12 protein-coding genes are annotated in these 15,492 nt (G+C 58.9%); 4 read left to right on the top strand and 8 right to left on the bottom strand.

Annotated features, from left to right (window positions below):
- The first annotated feature begins 7 nt into the window (after positions 1-7).
- From DSM107133_RS23790 to DSM107133_RS23805, 4 genes are all read left to right on the top strand, one after another.
- Positions 8-2,335 (top strand): heavy metal translocating P-type ATPase, encoded by a 2,328-nt coding sequence (locus DSM107133_RS23790; RefSeq protein ID WP_114293677.1) that lies wholly within the window; start codon positions 8-10, stop codon positions 2,333-2,335.
- A 526-nt stretch (positions 2,336-2,861) separates the two neighbouring features.
- Positions 2,862-3,260, top strand: coding sequence for a FixH family protein (locus DSM107133_RS23795; protein ID WP_114293676.1), 399 nt, complete (start codon positions 2,862-2,864; stop codon positions 3,258-3,260).
- Positions 3,257-4,693, top strand: a complete 1,437-nt coding sequence (locus DSM107133_RS23800; RefSeq protein WP_114293675.1) for an efflux RND transporter periplasmic adaptor subunit — start codon at positions 3,257-3,259, stop codon at positions 4,691-4,693. Before DSM107133_RS23795 ends, DSM107133_RS23800 begins: the two co-directional genes overlap by 4 nt.
- Positions 4,690-7,839, top strand: a complete 3,150-nt coding sequence (locus DSM107133_RS23805) for a CusA/CzcA family heavy metal efflux RND transporter (protein WP_114293674.1) — start codon at positions 4,690-4,692, stop codon at positions 7,837-7,839. Before DSM107133_RS23800 ends, DSM107133_RS23805 begins: the two co-directional genes overlap by 4 nt.
- A gap of 50 nt (positions 7,840-7,889) precedes the next feature.
- Here the strand turns inward: DSM107133_RS23805 and DSM107133_RS23810 are convergent, their stop codons facing one another.
- The 8 genes from DSM107133_RS23810 to DSM107133_RS23845 form a co-directional block, all read right to left on the bottom strand.
- On the bottom strand, positions 7,890-9,131 hold the full coding sequence (locus DSM107133_RS23810) for a sialidase family protein (protein ID WP_240310535.1): 1,242 nt from the start codon (positions 9,129-9,131) through the stop codon (positions 7,890-7,892).
- Positions 9,132-9,225: 94 nt separating this feature from the next.
- Entirely contained in the window at positions 9,226-9,666 is a 441-nt protein-coding gene (locus DSM107133_RS23815; RefSeq protein ID WP_240310534.1) for a cytochrome c, read from the bottom strand.
- Between the two features lie 14 nt (positions 9,667-9,680).
- Positions 9,681-10,985 (bottom strand): ABC transporter transmembrane domain-containing protein, encoded by a 1,305-nt coding sequence (locus tag DSM107133_RS23820; protein ID WP_114293672.1) that lies wholly within the window; start codon positions 10,983-10,985, stop codon positions 9,681-9,683.
- 9 nt (positions 10,986-10,994) lie between these two features.
- Positions 10,995-11,528 carry a plastocyanin/azurin family copper-binding protein gene (locus DSM107133_RS23825; RefSeq protein ID WP_114293671.1) on the bottom strand — a complete coding sequence of 178 codons (534 nt, stop codon included), beginning with the start codon at positions 11,526-11,528 and terminating at the stop codon, positions 10,995-10,997.
- A gap of 109 nt (positions 11,529-11,637) precedes the next feature.
- Positions 11,638-12,354, bottom strand: a complete 717-nt coding sequence (locus DSM107133_RS23830; protein ID WP_037929554.1) for a copper-binding protein — start codon at positions 12,352-12,354, stop codon at positions 11,638-11,640.
- A gap of 46 nt (positions 12,355-12,400) precedes the next feature.
- The gene (locus DSM107133_RS23835; RefSeq protein WP_114276243.1) at positions 12,401-13,759 is read right to left on the bottom strand and encodes a copper oxidase; all 1,359 of its coding nucleotides are present in this window, start codon (positions 13,757-13,759) and stop codon (positions 12,401-12,403) included.
- 11 nt (positions 13,760-13,770) lie between these two features.
- Positions 13,771-15,231 carry a TolC family protein gene (locus DSM107133_RS23840; protein ID WP_114293670.1) on the bottom strand — a complete coding sequence of 487 codons (1,461 nt, stop codon included), beginning with the start codon at positions 15,229-15,231 and terminating at the stop codon, positions 13,771-13,773.
- Positions 15,231-15,452, bottom strand: coding sequence for a hypothetical protein (locus DSM107133_RS23845; protein ID WP_239032051.1), 222 nt, complete (start codon positions 15,450-15,452; stop codon positions 15,231-15,233). Before DSM107133_RS23845 ends, DSM107133_RS23840 begins: the two co-directional genes overlap by 1 nt.
- Between the last annotated feature and the right edge of the window lie 40 nt (positions 15,453-15,492).

A 15,492-nucleotide genomic window follows, 5' to 3' on the forward strand; every position in this document is an offset into this window, starting at 1 on the left:
CTGGGAAATGGATCAGATAGTAGGCAAGGATGCGTCAGAGCGGTCGTCGGATCATGCCGTGGATCCGGTGTGCGGCATGTTCGTCACAATTTCTCCGGACGCACGCCGTGCAGATTATGACGGTGAAATTTTCTATTTCTGCTCCGACAAGTGCCATACCAAGTTCAAGGCTGATCCAGTTTACTACGCCTCTGGCAAGGCATCGGATCGTCGCATGACGTCACAAGCAGGCGCGCAGTATACATGCCCGATGCACCCTGATATCGTACGTGATGAACCCGGATCTTGCCCGATCTGTGGCATGGCGCTGGAACCGATGTTACCGTCGGATGAACCCAGTCAGGAACTGACCGACTTCACCCGCCGCATGTGGATCAGTGCCGCCGCGGCCGTTCCCCTGGTCATCCTAACCATGGGGGAGTTGGTCGGTCTGCCCGTCCGAGACTGGATCGGGCATCAACTGGCGACCTATGTCGAGTTCGCGTTGGCGACACCAATCGTCCTATGGGCGGCGAAACCCTTCTTCGAGCGGGGATGGGCGTCGATCATGAACCGCTCGCCCAACATGTGGACACTGATCGCCATCGGTGTCGGTGCGGCCTACATCTATTCGCTGGTGGCTACGTTCCTTCCGGGCGTGTTTCCGGAGGTCTACCGGATGGGCGCGGGGGTCGGCACCTACTTTGAGGCCGCCGTTGTCATCATCACCCTGATTTTTGTCGGGCAGGTTCTGGAGCTGAGGGCGCGGGAACGGACCGGCGATGCCATTCGGGCACTACTCGATCTGGCCCCGAAAACCGCGCGACGTATCCTGCCCGACGGCACAGAGTATGACGCGCCGCTGGAAAACATCGTTGAGGGGGATCGTCTGCGGGTCCGCCCAGGCGACGCGATCCCCGTTGACGCCACGGTCATGGACGGTACGTCGTCCATCGACGAGAGCATGATCACCGGCGAACCCCTGCCGGTCGAAAAAGGTCCCGGCGATACCGTCACCGGCGGCACGATCAACAAGAACGGATCCCTTGTCATCGAGGCCGCGCGCGTGGGTGCCGACACGATGCTGAGCCAGATCGTCGAGATGGTTTCGAACGCGCGTAGGTCCCGCGCGCCGATTCAGGGTCTTGCCGACAAGGTCTCATCCTACTTCGTGCCGACCGTTGTCCTGATCGCGCTGCTGGCATTCGTCGCGTGGCTGAGCTTCGGACCCGAACCTGCTCTGGTCTTTGCCATTGCCTCGGCGGTGTCGGTGCTGATCATCGCCTGCCCCTGTGCTCTGGGTCTGGCGACCCCGATTTCGATCACGACGGCCGCGGGGCGCGGTGCACAGGCGGGTGTGCTGATCAAGGACGCCGAAGCTCTGGAACGCATGGCCAAGGTCGATACGCTGATCGTGGACAAGACGGGTACCCTGACCGAGGGGAAGCCGAAGCTGACCGATGTGGCCGCTCTGGGCGACGAAAGCGAGGAAACCATTCTAACCCTAGCTGCCGCCCTGGAAAAAGGCTCGGAGCACCCGTTGGCGGAGGCCATCGTGGAGGGTGCGAAGGAGAAGGGCATCAAGGTCGGCAATGCCGAAAACTTCGAGGCGGTGACCGGAAAAGGCGTGCGCGGAACTGTCTTGGGGCGGGCTGTCGCGCTTGGAAATACCGCAATGATGCGCGACATGTCTCTCGACACATCTGCGGCGGAGGAAGCGGCAGATGTTCTACGGGCCGAGGGTAAGACCGCCATGTTCGTAGCCATTGAAGGTAAGCTGTCCGGCATCGTCGCAGTGGCCGACCCGATCAAGGAGTCGACTGCCGAAGCCATCAAGGTGCTGCACGAGGCAGGTCTGCGGATCATCATGGCGACAGGTGACAACGAACGCACCGCCAGGGCCGTGGCGCAGCGGCTTGGAATCGACGAGGTTCGGGCCGGCGTTCTGCCGGAAGATAAGAAGGCGCTGGTGGACGAGCTGCACGCCGAAGGCAGAAAGGTCGCGATGGCGGGTGATGGTGTCAACGACGCGCCAGCCCTGGCCGCAGCGGACGTCGGCCTTGCCATGGGCACGGGCGCGGACGTGGCGGTTGAAAGTGCGGGCATCACGCTGTTGCGCGGGGATCTGAACGGCATCGTCAAGGCGCGGACACTGGCGGTGGCGACGATCCGCAACATTCGCCAGAACCTGTTCTGGGCGTTTGCCTATAACACGCTCGGTGTTCCAATCGCGGCAGGGGTCCTCTATCCGGTCTTCGGCCTATTGATGTCACCAATGATCGCCGCAGCCGCGATGAGCCTTTCTTCAGTCTCGGTCATCGCAAACGCTCTCAGGTTGAGGCGATTGAAGCTTTAGCGGGTCCGCGTTTTGAACGTGAAGTCGGTCAATTATCCATTTCAGCAAAACGTGTATTGCTGGTCTGTCAGAAATCCAACATAGCTGACCGATGATACTCAAAACGCGCCATTTTCTGCTTACTCTTTTGATTGGCGTTGTTCTGGCGCAAATCAGTCATGCGTCTATTTCAAGCGTGGATTCAGGGCCTTCGATGACCATGCAAAGCGATTGCTGTCCAGATGACTGCCCGGACATGCCGGAATGCGATGCTGCTTGCATTTCGACGATGCAATGTCGGGTAGCCCCGATTGTGCTGGGGCTGGAACGAGCAACTCTAGCGAGCTTGCCGGGCCCAGGAAGCGCAGAGTTCTCACGGGCCGAGGCGGCAGCGCACCGACAACATGCGGACATTGGGCTTCAAAGACCGCCCAAGGCATGACGGGTCAGGTGTCTTTCGCACCAAAATCCACGCGCCGATGTAACGTATAGACTCAGGGTCGATACGATGGCTGGCGTTCCCGTAGCCCGTCAAAATAGGCGTATCATGCTCCGCTATATCCCCACCTTTCTTGCGACCCTCGTGGTCGCGACCCAGCTCTCCGTGCCGATGGCACAGGCGGCTGCATCTGATTACAACCTCGTTCTCGTCGAAACGACTTGTCCCTTCGGAGACGGCGCGGTTCTGGAGCTTCGTCTGATTGATACCCGGACCAATGCGCCCGTCGAAGGCGCCGTCATCTTTGCTACAAGGCTGGATATGGAGCCGGACAGCATGGAGACGATGACTTCGACAGTCGTGGCGCTGCCCGGCGAAGAGCCGGGTCTCTATCGCTTTTCCGCCGATCTGACGATGGACGGAAACTGGCGGTTTTCCGTTGCGGCCAAGGTGCAGGGCGAACCTGAAACTGTTCAGGCGCAAATCGTGCTCGAGGTGCTGCCATGAGCGTCTTTGGCAAATTAGTGCTTATCGGCGTGGTTGGCGGCGCGGCTGGATGGGCGGGCCTCGCGGCAGGCGTCAAGGGTTGGACGCCTGCTATGCTGGCAAATGTGGCGCAGACGCAATTCACCGCGCTGATGGGACGGCAAGCTGAAGCAATGCCAGCCGCAACCCGAACGCTGACAGGCCCGGTCATCTACTACCGACACCCTGACGGTCTCGCCGAATGGTCCGCTACGCCGACCGAGACTGCCGATGGAAAGTCCTTTTTACCGGTCCTGGCGAGCGAAGACGTATCGTTTGATCCAGAGGCGATCACGCCCCTAGAGGCAGAGAGTGGCGAACGAACCCTACTCTACTACCGCCACCCGATGGGCCTGCCTGATACGTCGCCGGTGCCAAAGCTGGATTCCATGAGGATGGACTACCTGCCCGTCTATGCCGACGAGGTAAGCGATGCCGAATCAGTGACCGTATCGCCCGGCAAGCTGCAACGCACCGGCGTGCGTACGTCGATTGCCGTGTTTGAACCCATGGCAACGGCGGTGCGTGCGCCTGGAATTGTCGCGCTGGACGACCGTCGGGTCAGCGTTATTTCGCTGCGTGCGGATGCGTTCATCGAAGAAGTCGAGGATGTAACGACCGGATCAATCGTTGAAGCGGGCGAACCGCTGGCGATGCTCTATTCTCCGGATATCGTCTCGGCGGCTGCGCAGTATGTGTCAGACCTGCGAAGTGGTGAAGGGCGTGTCGAAGGCAGCCGCCAAAGGCTGGCAAACTTGGGTGTTCCGGTGTCCGTGATCGACAAAATCGCGGCGGACAGGCGTACCCCGGTGCAAATCACCCTGATGGCACCGCGGTCGGGCGTGGTTCTGGAACGGATGGCCGTCGAAGGCATGATGTCCGAGGCTGGAGAAACGCTGTTTCGTATTGCCGATACATCGGTTGTCTGGGTCATGGCGGACGTGCCGGAATCTGCGCTCGCGGGTCTTTCGGATGGAAATGCTGCGACGATCACCTTCCCAGGCCTCCCGGGCGAGACCTTCAGCGGCGTTATCGACAAGATCTACCCTGAGGTCGATATGCAGACCCGGACGGCACGCGTCCGCGTCGACCTGTCCAACCCTGAGGGTCGCTTGCTTGTCAACATGTTCGCTGATGTCGCTTTGGCGACGGGCGACGGTGCGCCTGTGGTGCAGGTGCCGGAAACGGCGGTGATCGACACCGGCGACCGTCAGGTGGTGATCAGAGATCTGGGGGAGGGGAAATTCGCCCCGCAGGATGTGGTGCTGGGGCGGCAGGCAGCCGGGATGGTGGAAATCCTTGAAGGCATTGTGGAGGGCGACCGCATTGTCACCACCTCTACCTTTTTGATCGACGCGGAAAGCAACCTGAACGCAGCCTTGGCTGCGCTGACTGCCCCGGAGGCAGGCGAATGATCTCGCGTGTCATTGAATGGTCCGCCCGCAACCTTGTTCTCGTGTTCTTCGCCACGGCCCTGATCATCGCCGCAGGGGTCTGGTCACTGCGCAACTTGCCGATCGACGCTATTCCCGATTTGTCAGACGTGCAGGTGATCGTGCTGACCGATTATCCGGGCCAGGCTCCGCAGGTCGTCGAGGATCAGGTCACCTATCCGCTGACTTCGGCGATGCTTACGGTGCCGCGATCCCGCGTCGTGCGCGGGTTTTCGTTCTTCGGCATCTCCTTTGTCTACATTATCTTCGAAGATGGGGTGGACCCCTACTGGGCGCGCAGCAGGGTGCTTGAATACCTGAACGCCGCAGCAGCCCGCCTGCCGGACGGCGTGACGCCCACGCTCGGTCCCGATGCGACTGGGGTAGGATGGGTTTACCAATACGCGATCACCGGGGAAAATCTGTCGCTGGCGGAATTGCGGTCGTTGCAGGATTGGGTCGTCCGCTTTGGTGCAAGCCGCGCCGAGGGCGTGTCCGAAGTGGCCAGCGTCGGCGGCTTCGTCAAGCAATACTCGGTCACGGTGGATCCGGTGCGGATGCGGGCGCAGGGGATCACGCTGTCTGACATCGGCAAAGCCATCTCCGAAAGCAACATGGACACCGGCGGGCGCACGGTGGAGCTGTCCGAGTTCGAATTCATGGTGCGCGGGCGGGGCTATCTGGCGGGAACCGAGGATATCGGCAACATCACCCTGCGCAGTATCGGCGGGGTGCCGATCAACCTTAAAGATGTCGCGCGGGTCGAAATCGTCCCCAATGAACGCCGCGGCATCGCCGAGTTGAACGGTGAGGGCGAGGTCGCCAGTGGCATCGTGCTGCAACGGGTGGGTGCCAATGCACTGGATGTGATCGAAAACGCCAAAGCGGAACTGGACGTGGTTGCTCAAAGTCTGCCGGACGGCGTCGACATCGTGCCAGTCTATGACCGCTCCAACCTGATCCTGTCGGCAATCGAGACGCTGAAAACAACGCTTCTCGAAGAAAGTCTCGTTGTGGCCGGGGTCACGATCATTTTTCTGCTGCACGTTCGCTCTGCTCTTGTGGCCATCATCATGCTCCCGGTGGGGCTGCTGATGGCGTTCACCGCGATGAAATTCCTCGGGATCGGGGCCAATATCATGAGTCTCGGCGGCATTGCCATCGCCATCGGCGCGATGATCGACGCCGCCATCGTGATGATCGAGAACGCGCACAAGCATTTGGAACGTGCTGCCCCCGACAAGCCCCGCATCGAGGTGCTGATCGAAGCCGCAAGCGAGGTCGGCCCGGCACTGTTCTTCAGCCTGCTGATCATCACCGTATCGTTCCTGCCGATCTTTGCACTGGAAGGACAGGAGGGACGCATGTTCGGCCCGCTGGCCTCTACCAAGACGTTTTCGATGGCGGCGGCTGCTTTCCTGTCGGTGACGCTGGTGCCTGCGCTGATGGTGGTGTTCGTGCGCGGCCGGATCATCCCTGAACACAGGAATCCGGTGAACCGCGCGCTGATCGCCGTCTACCGCCCGATCATCCGCGCGGTGCTGAAGGCCAAAAGCCTCACCATCATCGTGGCGCTGTTCGCCTTGATCGTTACGATCTGGCCCGCGCGGCAGTTGGGGTCGGAGTTCATGCCCGTCCTGAACGAGGGCACGCTGATGTATATGCCGACCACTTTGCCCGGTCTGTCGGTCACCAAGGCCGCCGAGTTGATGCAGACGCAAGACCGCATCATCAAGACCTTTCCCGAGGTCCTGACCGTCTTCGGCAAGGCGGGCCGCGCCCTGACCGCCACTGATCCCGCGCCGACCGAGATGTTCGAGACCATCATCCAACTCCGCCCGGAAAACGAATGGCGACCCGGTGTCACCATCGAAAGCCTGCGGCAGGAAATGGACGCAGCACTGCAATTTCCCGGTGTGTCGAACGCCTGGACCATGCCGATCCGCGCGCGCATCGACATGCTGTCCACCGGCATCCGCACGCCTGTGGGGATCAAGGTCTTCGGCACCAGCCTGACCGAGATGGAAAAGGTCGCCCGTGAGGTCGAAGCCGTGGTACGAACGGTGCCCGGAACGACCAGCGCCTATGCCGAACGGGTGATCGGCGGCTATTACCTCGACATCACCCCGGACCGTACAGCGCTTGGCCGCTACGGTCTGTCGGTGCAGGATGTGCAGGAGGTAGTCGGCATGGCGTTGGGGGCCAAGGCCATCACGCAGACCGTCGAGGGGCGCGAGCGCTACGACGTCGCAGTGCGCTATCCGGCGACACTGCGGTCTGATCCGGAGGCGATTGGGCGCGAGGTTCAGGTTGCACTGCCGGGCGGTGGCACCATTCCGCTGGGGGACGTGGCCACCATTGAACGCACCCGCGGAGCTACGTCGATCCGCACCGAGAACGGACAGCTTGCCGTATATATCTTTGTCGATATCGTCGGACGCGATCTGGGCGGCTATGTGGCCGAAGCTCAGGCGGCGGTCGCGGCCTCCGTCACTCTGCCACCCGGCTATTCTTTGGGCTGGAGCGGTCAGTTCGAATACCTTGAACGCGCGAAACAGCGGCTGGCCACTGTTGTGCCGCTGACGCTGGCGCTGATCTTTCTGCTGCTTTACCTAAACTTCCGCCGCCTGACGGAAACCTTGATCGTGATGCTGTCGCTGCCTTTCGCTCTGGTCGGTGGCATTTGGCTCATGTGGTTCATGGGCTTCAACATGTCGGTTGCGGTGGCCGTCGGGTTTATCGCGCTGGCCGGGGTGGCGGCTGAAACCGGAGTGATCATGTTGATCTATCTCGATCAGGCGTTGAATGAAGCGCGTGCCCGCGCGGGCGACAGGGACCTGACCCGCGACGAGCTCTACGCCGCGATCATGGTGGGTGCAGTAGACCGCGTGCGCCCCAAGATGATGACAGTTGTCGCAATCATGGCCGGCCTGATGCCGATCCTTTGGGCGCATGGCACCGGGTCCGAGATCATGCAGCGCATCGCAGTGCCCATGATCGGGGGAATGGTGTCGTCAACCTTGCTGACCCTGATCGTCATTCCGGCGGTTTATGCCATCATCAAAGGGTGGAGCCTGAAGCAAGCCGTTACAGTGCCTGATTTGGCCCTCGGGCAGGCCGCAGAATAAGGGCAACGGCGTCAAGCAAGCAATAGGATATTGAGATGTATGCTCGAAACCTATGGAATTACCGCGACTTCGACCATGCGGATTGTAGTGCCCCCATCCGCGCCGCCGGTCGGCTGCGTCCAGGCCACAAACGCACCGGCGTCTCCGCGCGCCATTCGGGGAAAACCGATCGATCCGCCGCCCCGATTGATATGGAGCGCCTGAGGCGCTGCGCATCCGGTACTTCGCGATATGTGGCACATGACGATCGCTTCACCGCCTCCCACATATTCAATCCAGAGCGCCAATGCGCTTCCATCCGGCATTTGCAGGACGTCCACCCGTCCCGCGGCTGTGTCGAGGTCAATGCGGAGCGGTTCGTCAAACTGCGCACCGCCATCGTCCGAAAACGCGATATAAACCTCTGGTTTATTCTCAGCTGCAGTGAACCAGATAACGGACACCTTGTCGTCCATCGTATCAACGGCTGGGCCATTTACGGGGCAGCCGGCAATTTCCCATCCGTCGTCGTGAACAGTGATGGGTTGCGTCCAGTCCCCTTCGGTAGATCGAACAATCGAAATGTCGCGGATTTCATCGGCGGTTCGATCACGATAGACCGCCACGATATCGCCCGACGCGGTCCGCGCTGCGGACGTCTGACAACAAGTACAAGCGCGCGCGTCCAACAGGCTTTCTGGCTTCATCGTTCCGTCAGAGTTGATCTGTCGTGCGCGCAGCTGCATCGCATTCTCGAAGCTTTCGCCTTCTGTTTGACTGTCGTACTCCCGGCCATCCAGCCACATCGCCGTCAACCCGCCAAACTGATCGGGAACCAACGAAACAAAACCGTGCTCGCGTTGTGATCTGTCATCATGGGGAACAAGTGGGTCCGTCCAGCTTCTGCCTTCATCTTTGGAAAAAGCGATATTGACGTCATATTGGTAATCACCCTCCCCATTCAGTTTAAGCCATTGTGCCGCCAGGCCACCATCAGCCAGCACCGCTACAGATGGAAAATCGGCCCAGTTGATGTAAATCTTTGACGATTTATGAATTGTGCGAGCGTCCGACCACTCGCTGCCATCAAGGATAGCCATGCGAACTTCCGCTTCGGCTCCGTTTTCTTCTGTCCAACTCACTACGACCCGGCCATCCGGCAAGGTTGCTAGTGATGGCTCACGGGCACCGATGCCGACCGGGGCTGTGCGGTCGGTCAATCTGAAGAGGTCGGTTTCCTCAGCATATGTTGCGGTGAAAAAATTGAAAAATGCACCAATACTCAATATGGATGCAGAAAGACATTTACTCATGAAAACGTTCTTCCGCCAGCTGTGGCCATGTCGCGGCGAACCTAGTAGTCGTTGACCGCGAACCAAACTCCACCCTCTTATCTGTCGAAATGGCTTAATTGATCCCATTGGCACGCTGCAATGCTCGAATGTAAGTCACGATAGCAAGGATATCTGATCGCGTCACGCCTTCAACCGCTGGCATGTTTCCAAATTTCCAATGATGCGCCCGCACTCCATTTTGCGCAGCGAGGACAAACGCCATGTCTCTGTGATGGCTCGGTTCGTAAATCTTGTGAACAAGCGGTGGAGCAACGCCATCCCGGCCTTGCCCGTTCGGGCCATGGCAGGCGGCACAGACCGCATCATAAGCTCTCCCGCCGATCTGCTCCTGCTCTGTGAAACTGGCTGGCAGCTTGACAGTTGCAAGGGCTCCTGCGGGAAGCGGTATGCTCTCGCCCGTCTGGGAGCCAGTTCGGGAGATGTTCGTTTGCATTATGTACCATCCCGCCGCAGCAGCAGCGACCAGAGCAAAAAATATCGCTGCCCATTTCATTCTATCAGCCTCCTTCATGATGTTGCGATCGCTCCCCGCCCTTCCAAAGACAAATCCGGGTAACTCCGTGTGGATTGCTCGAATTTTCCGACCCTCGCCAGTCTGATGTTGTCTGCCTCAACGTTCGTCGATCGATTAATCGATTGAATGAAAAAGCTCGTGATTTCCTGGTACCGGATCCGCGTGTCTTCCAGCGTCTGATAGTAATTGAAGAGCTCTTTCAGCGGTGCCGAAAAGTCCTTGTGCGCTGCCAGGACGGCCACAAGCGCGCCGAGTGTAATCCGCCCCTCGATGACGAAGTATCCGCCTAGAGAATAGAACAAGAACGGTGTTAGCGCGGTCAGAAAATTGTTGAGGGCCTTGATGAAGAACTTCAGACGGAAAATCTTCCTGCGCACGTGCTCAAGCTCTCTAAAACTTGCACTCGCTGGCAGCAGCCCGGCCGAATTGACCTGCCGTTGGCGCAATTGATCGCTGAGCTGCCTGCCAAGCTGTCGGACTTCCTTGATCCTGGTGCGCGAAAGCGCGTTGACCCGACGTTGCAGCTTGGGCAGCAGCACAAGCTGAATTGGCAGTACGGTCAGTGCTGCGGCACCCAAGACAGGGTCCTGAACGAACATGAAAAACAGGATCGTCAAAAGCGTACCACCTTGCAGGATTGGCAGCGTAAGGACGTCCGCCGCGAAGCCACCGATGGGCTCGACTTCCTGTGCGAGAATAGGGACGATCTCGCTTTGGTTTCCGGAGTCTGGATCGCTGCGCCATTGCCGATAGACCAGCAGGCGGAAGCGCCGCAGAAAACGCTCCGCGACATACCCTTTGAAGACGTTTAGGCCATATTTGTTTAACCCATTCAGGATGATCGTCAGAAGATAGAGACCGCAAAGAAGTATGAGGAAAACGACCTGATCGAGGTCTCGTCCCAGAACGACGATCGGGAAACGGTCGGGATCCAGAGCGTTGTTCACGATCTGTTTTGGCAGTTCCAGGGTCAGATAGAGAATAGGCATCGCGATGAGGCTAACCACGATCATCAACGCCTGCTGCCTTCTTGAATAGCGCAAGACGGTGCTGAAAAGACTTCCTTCGAGCCCTCGTATGGGCTCTGGGTGGATCGCAGGCGTGCTGCGGTACTTCCAAAGCTTCAGAATGCCGCGAATAGCAAGATATGAGCCAACGGTGATCAGCAGCGCAGGCGCCAAGACCAGTATGAGATGAATGAACGGGTGCACCCAGTCTGGCGTGACATCGTTGTAGTCGTACCCAAAGGCGGCAGCTACGTCGTGTACAAGCAGGTGATACCTGTCCAAGAGTGACATTGAAAATGTCTAACCTTTGGATTTCGGCGCAAGGTGATCGTGCACGATGATGACGCCCCACATGCCCGCTTCCCGGTGGCCGGGGATCAAGCATACGAACTCCAGGTTGGTCATATCGGAGAACTCCCAGATCAACTCTGCATTTTGCCCACTAGGGATCGAAACTGAATTGGCGTTGTCATGTTGCATATCGGGATGTTCGCGCATCCACTGCTGGTGTTCTGCAACCTCGTCAAAGGAGCCGAGAAAAAACTCGTGTTCCAGCCCGCCCAAATTGCTGATCAAAAAGCGGACAACTGAACCGCTCTCGATGTGGAGTGCGTCCGGCTCGAAAAGCATGTAGCCGCTTTCTGTCTCCCGTATGGATATTTCAATCGTCCTGTCGATTGAGGAGCCATCACCGGGCCTCCCGATCGGATCATGGCCAGGCACTTCGAATGCACGCGCGTGAGGCTGCTGGCCCTTGCCACTGGAAGCGCCCACTGAAAAAGCCGGAAGGACGAGCGCAAGGGCGATGGTGCAGGTTCTCAGGAAATTCTTCATGCTCGGCTACCTCCGTAGCGCTTGATTTTATGGGATCTTCTTGCTTGCTTGGGCTAAGCGATCAAGGCGATGGGGCCGGAGTGTTTACCCCCGGCCCCATTGTTAGTAGTTACTTCATCTGCGTGACGGTCAGTTTACCCTTGACCCGGTCGGCAACGAACTCGATGTCCTGACCTTCCGCCATCTTGGCCACCATCGCCTCGTCGGCGCGGAACACCATGGTCATTGCCGGCATATCCAGGTTGACGAGAGGGCCGTGGATGATTGTGACCTTGCCGGCCTTTGCGTCGATTTTCTTGATGGTGCCGCTCGTGTATTCCACGTCAGCCTGAGCCATCTGGTCACCGACTGCGACCTCACGGTGCATGCCCGATTCGTAGTGGCCCGGGATCAGGCACGCTGCTTCGAATGTGCCAGAATTTGCGAAAGTCCAGACAACCTCGCCCGAGGCGCCCGCATCGAGACGGATACGGTTCGGATCGTCATGTTCCATGTCCATCTTGGCCATTTCGATCTTGTGCTCGGCATTACGCTCTACCGTGTCGAGGACGAATTCATGCTCCAGCTCACCCTTGTTGGTGATGTTGAAGCGGATGGTTTCGCCCTCCTTGATATCCATCGGCTCACTCTCGATCAGCATCTGGCCCTCATCGTTTTCGAGCAAAGTGACGTCGATTGTACGATCCACCTTGGCGGCGTCACCCGGCATGCCGACCATCATTGCAGCCGGCTTGTTCTCCCCATGCCCACCGTCGTGTGTACCTGCAGCAAAGGCCGGTGCTGATAACGCGATCGCAAAGCTTGTCGTCAAAAGAAGATTTCTCATTTTATTGTCCTGTAGGTTGGTTTGGTTGGAGATGACGAAGGGCCGCTCAGCCCTTCGAGGTTGGTTTCGGTGTGAGAATGGTCTTGGGGCTGTTGTTGGAGGCAAATTCGGGTAATTCGCCGGTCCATTCGTAGGCCATCTCGCCCGGAGGATTTTCGTACCAGCCGGGATCGGAGTAATCGTCCGCGTCGATGCCGTCTCGCACCTTCACGACCGAAAACATGCCGCCCATCTCGATGGGTCCGTACGGGCCCCAACCCGTCATCATCGGGATGGTATTGTCAGGCAGCGGCATTTCCATTTTTGCCATGTCCCCCATGCCGGACATGCCCATCGGCATGTATTCCGGCTGGAATTGACGTATCTTCTGGGTCAGCGGCTTCTTGTTCACCCCGATGAACGTCGGCACGTCATGGCCCATAGCGTTCATCGTATGGTGAGATTTGTGGCAATGGATCGCCCAATCACCCAGATGATCAGCTGTGAATTCGTAGGCGCGCATCGCACCTACGGGAATGTCGATGCTCACCTCCGGCCACTGTGCTTCAGGCGGCACCCAGCCGCCATCCGTGCAGGTGACCTTGAAGTCATAGCCGTGCATATGGATCGGGTGGTTCGTCATCGTAAGATTCCCAACCCGCACTCGCACCCGGTCGCCCTTGTTCACGACCAGCGGATCGATGTCGGGGAAGATCCGGCTGTTCCAGGTCCAAAGGTTGAAATCCGTCATCGTCATGATGCGGGGTACATAGGTCCCCGGATCGATGTCGAAAGCGTTCAGCATGATCAGGAAATCACGATCTACCGGCATGAATGTGGGATCCTTGGGGTGGACCACGAACATGCCCATCATCCCCATCGCCATCTGGGTCATTTCATCGCCGTGGGGGTGGTACATGAACGTTCCGGACTTCACCAAGTCGAATTCATAGACGAAGGTTTTGCCTGGTGGGATGCTGGGATGGCTCAACCCGGAGACCCCATCCATGCCCGACGGAAGAATCAGCCCGTGCCAGTGTACCGTTGTGCCTTCCGGCAGCTTATTGGTGACGTAGATGCGCACCCGGTCGCCTTCGACAGCTTCAATTGTCGGACCGGTGGATTGTCCGTTGTAGCCCCACAAATGCGCGATCATGCCGTCGGCAAGCTCGCGTTCTACCGGTTCGGCCACGAGGTGAAATTCCTTCACGCCGTTGTTCATCCGGTGTGGCAGGGTCCATCCGTTCAATGTGACCACAGGTGTGTAGTCCGGCCCGGAATTGGGACGCGCCGTGATCGCCGTTGCCGCACTGTCCATTTGCGCGGCTTCGGGCAATCCCATGTTCAAGGTTTGACCCCAGGCTTTCGAAGAGACCAGCGTTGCACCTGCCGCACCGGCTCCGAGTAATTGACGTCTGTTCAACATGTCAGTTCCTTTCAGTGTCCTGCGCCGCCACCGGCGGCAAGTGTTGCGTCTTCTCCACCAGCACCGCCGCCGTCTCCGCCGCCATAGATCGCAGCAGTCAGGTCAGCCTGCGCCATGTAGAATTCGCGTTTTGCGTTTGCCGCTTCCAGTGATGCGCCAAGTTTCTCGCGCACGTCTGTCAGCAGCTCGAAAGTGTTGGTGATCATGCCGTTATAAGACAGCAGCCCCTCTTCTTCGACGGTCGTGCGTAGCGGCACCAGAACGTCGCGATAGTGGCGGGCGATCTTATACGCGGCGTGATAGGAGGCTTCAGCACCACGCGCTTCGGACCGGACGTTGACGGCTCTCTCTGCCAGCATATTGGCTGCTTGCAGGTACGACAATTCCGCCTTGCGCATCCGGGCCTTACCGGTGTCGTAAATCGGGATTGCGAACTCCACCTCCACCTGAGGGGTGGTCACGGTCTCCGTTTCTCCGTCCTCATTTTCCCGCTCCGCTTCGAACCCGGCAATAAATTCGAGATCGCTGATAATGCGAGTCTGATCAGTCAGACCAAACGCCTTGGCCTGTGCTTCCAGGCCAAGTTTGGCAACGCGCAGATCAACCCGATTTCGCAATGCTTTCGCTTCGATGTCAGTCACACGGCCGACGGAACGCGGCAGCGCAGGTAGGGCATCGGGCACATAATAGTCGACCTCGGTGCCCCACAGCCCCATAAGCCTGGTCAGCTGCTCCTTGGACCGGGTAGCATTCAAGCGTGCCTGGGCAAGTTGCCCGGCGAGTTCGGCGTTGAAGGCCTGTTCACGGGCCTGCCCGGCTTTGTTAAGCGCGCCGGTCTCGCCAAGCCTCATCGCCAATTCTGATCCGGCGTCAGAGGTCGCTTTCGCGCGGCGCAGATAGCTCACTGCCTCGAAGGCAGCTACGGCATCGACCCATGCCTTCCGCGTCTGATTGGCCAGTGCGAGCGTGTCGTTCACGGCGCTCAGTTGAGCCTGCCGGAAGTTTGCGTCTGCAATGGCCGTTCGCTGCTTACGGGTGGTGGCATCAAGAACGTTGGAGCGGATCAGGCCTTCGATTGCCCTATAAGCCCCCAGTTCCGGCGCACCGATGCCCAAGACACCGATCGACACGATCGGGTTTTCCGGCGTCGACTGCTGCCAGGCCTCTGCGGCAGATAGGCCAACGTTCGCATATGACGCCTGCAACCCCTTGTTGTTCAGAAGCGCGACCTGAACGGCGGTGTCCGCCGAAATGGTCTTGCGGTGCACCATTGCGTGCACCTGCTTCTTCAAGGCCTCGTTTTCGGCCTGGGTTTCGGCGAAAGCTGTCCGTTTGCCAATGGCTGGTGTGACCTGGCTGGAAATATTGGCGAAGCCAGCTTTTGGTTCCGTGTAGATGCCTGGCACAGCTGTAGCACAGGCACCCAAGATTAGCGGAAAGCCGAAAACCAGCGGAAACTTCGATACCCGCATCAGTTGCCCTCCGTCTGTTCTTGATTGACGGAACGCCAGTCGCGGGGACCTGTAGGGCCGCGATAGGTGTAGCCCGCCAAGGGGTCCTGATAGCTGATCGGCGATGAAACTGCCGTGTTGGCGACGGCCTGTTGGGTCGCGACGGACGGCAACGGGGTGGGCTCGTAGGCGCATGCGCCAAGCCCGAGGGCCGAAGCCCCCATAAGTAGATGAATTTTCATGAACGTAACCTGATTGATGAACGTTGTCTCACGCAGACTC

Origin of the sequence: Pseudosulfitobacter sp. DSM 107133, from assembly GCF_022788695.1 — a bacterium.
In the GTDB taxonomy this organism is placed as follows: Bacteria; Pseudomonadota; Alphaproteobacteria; order Rhodobacterales; family Rhodobacteraceae; genus Pseudosulfitobacter.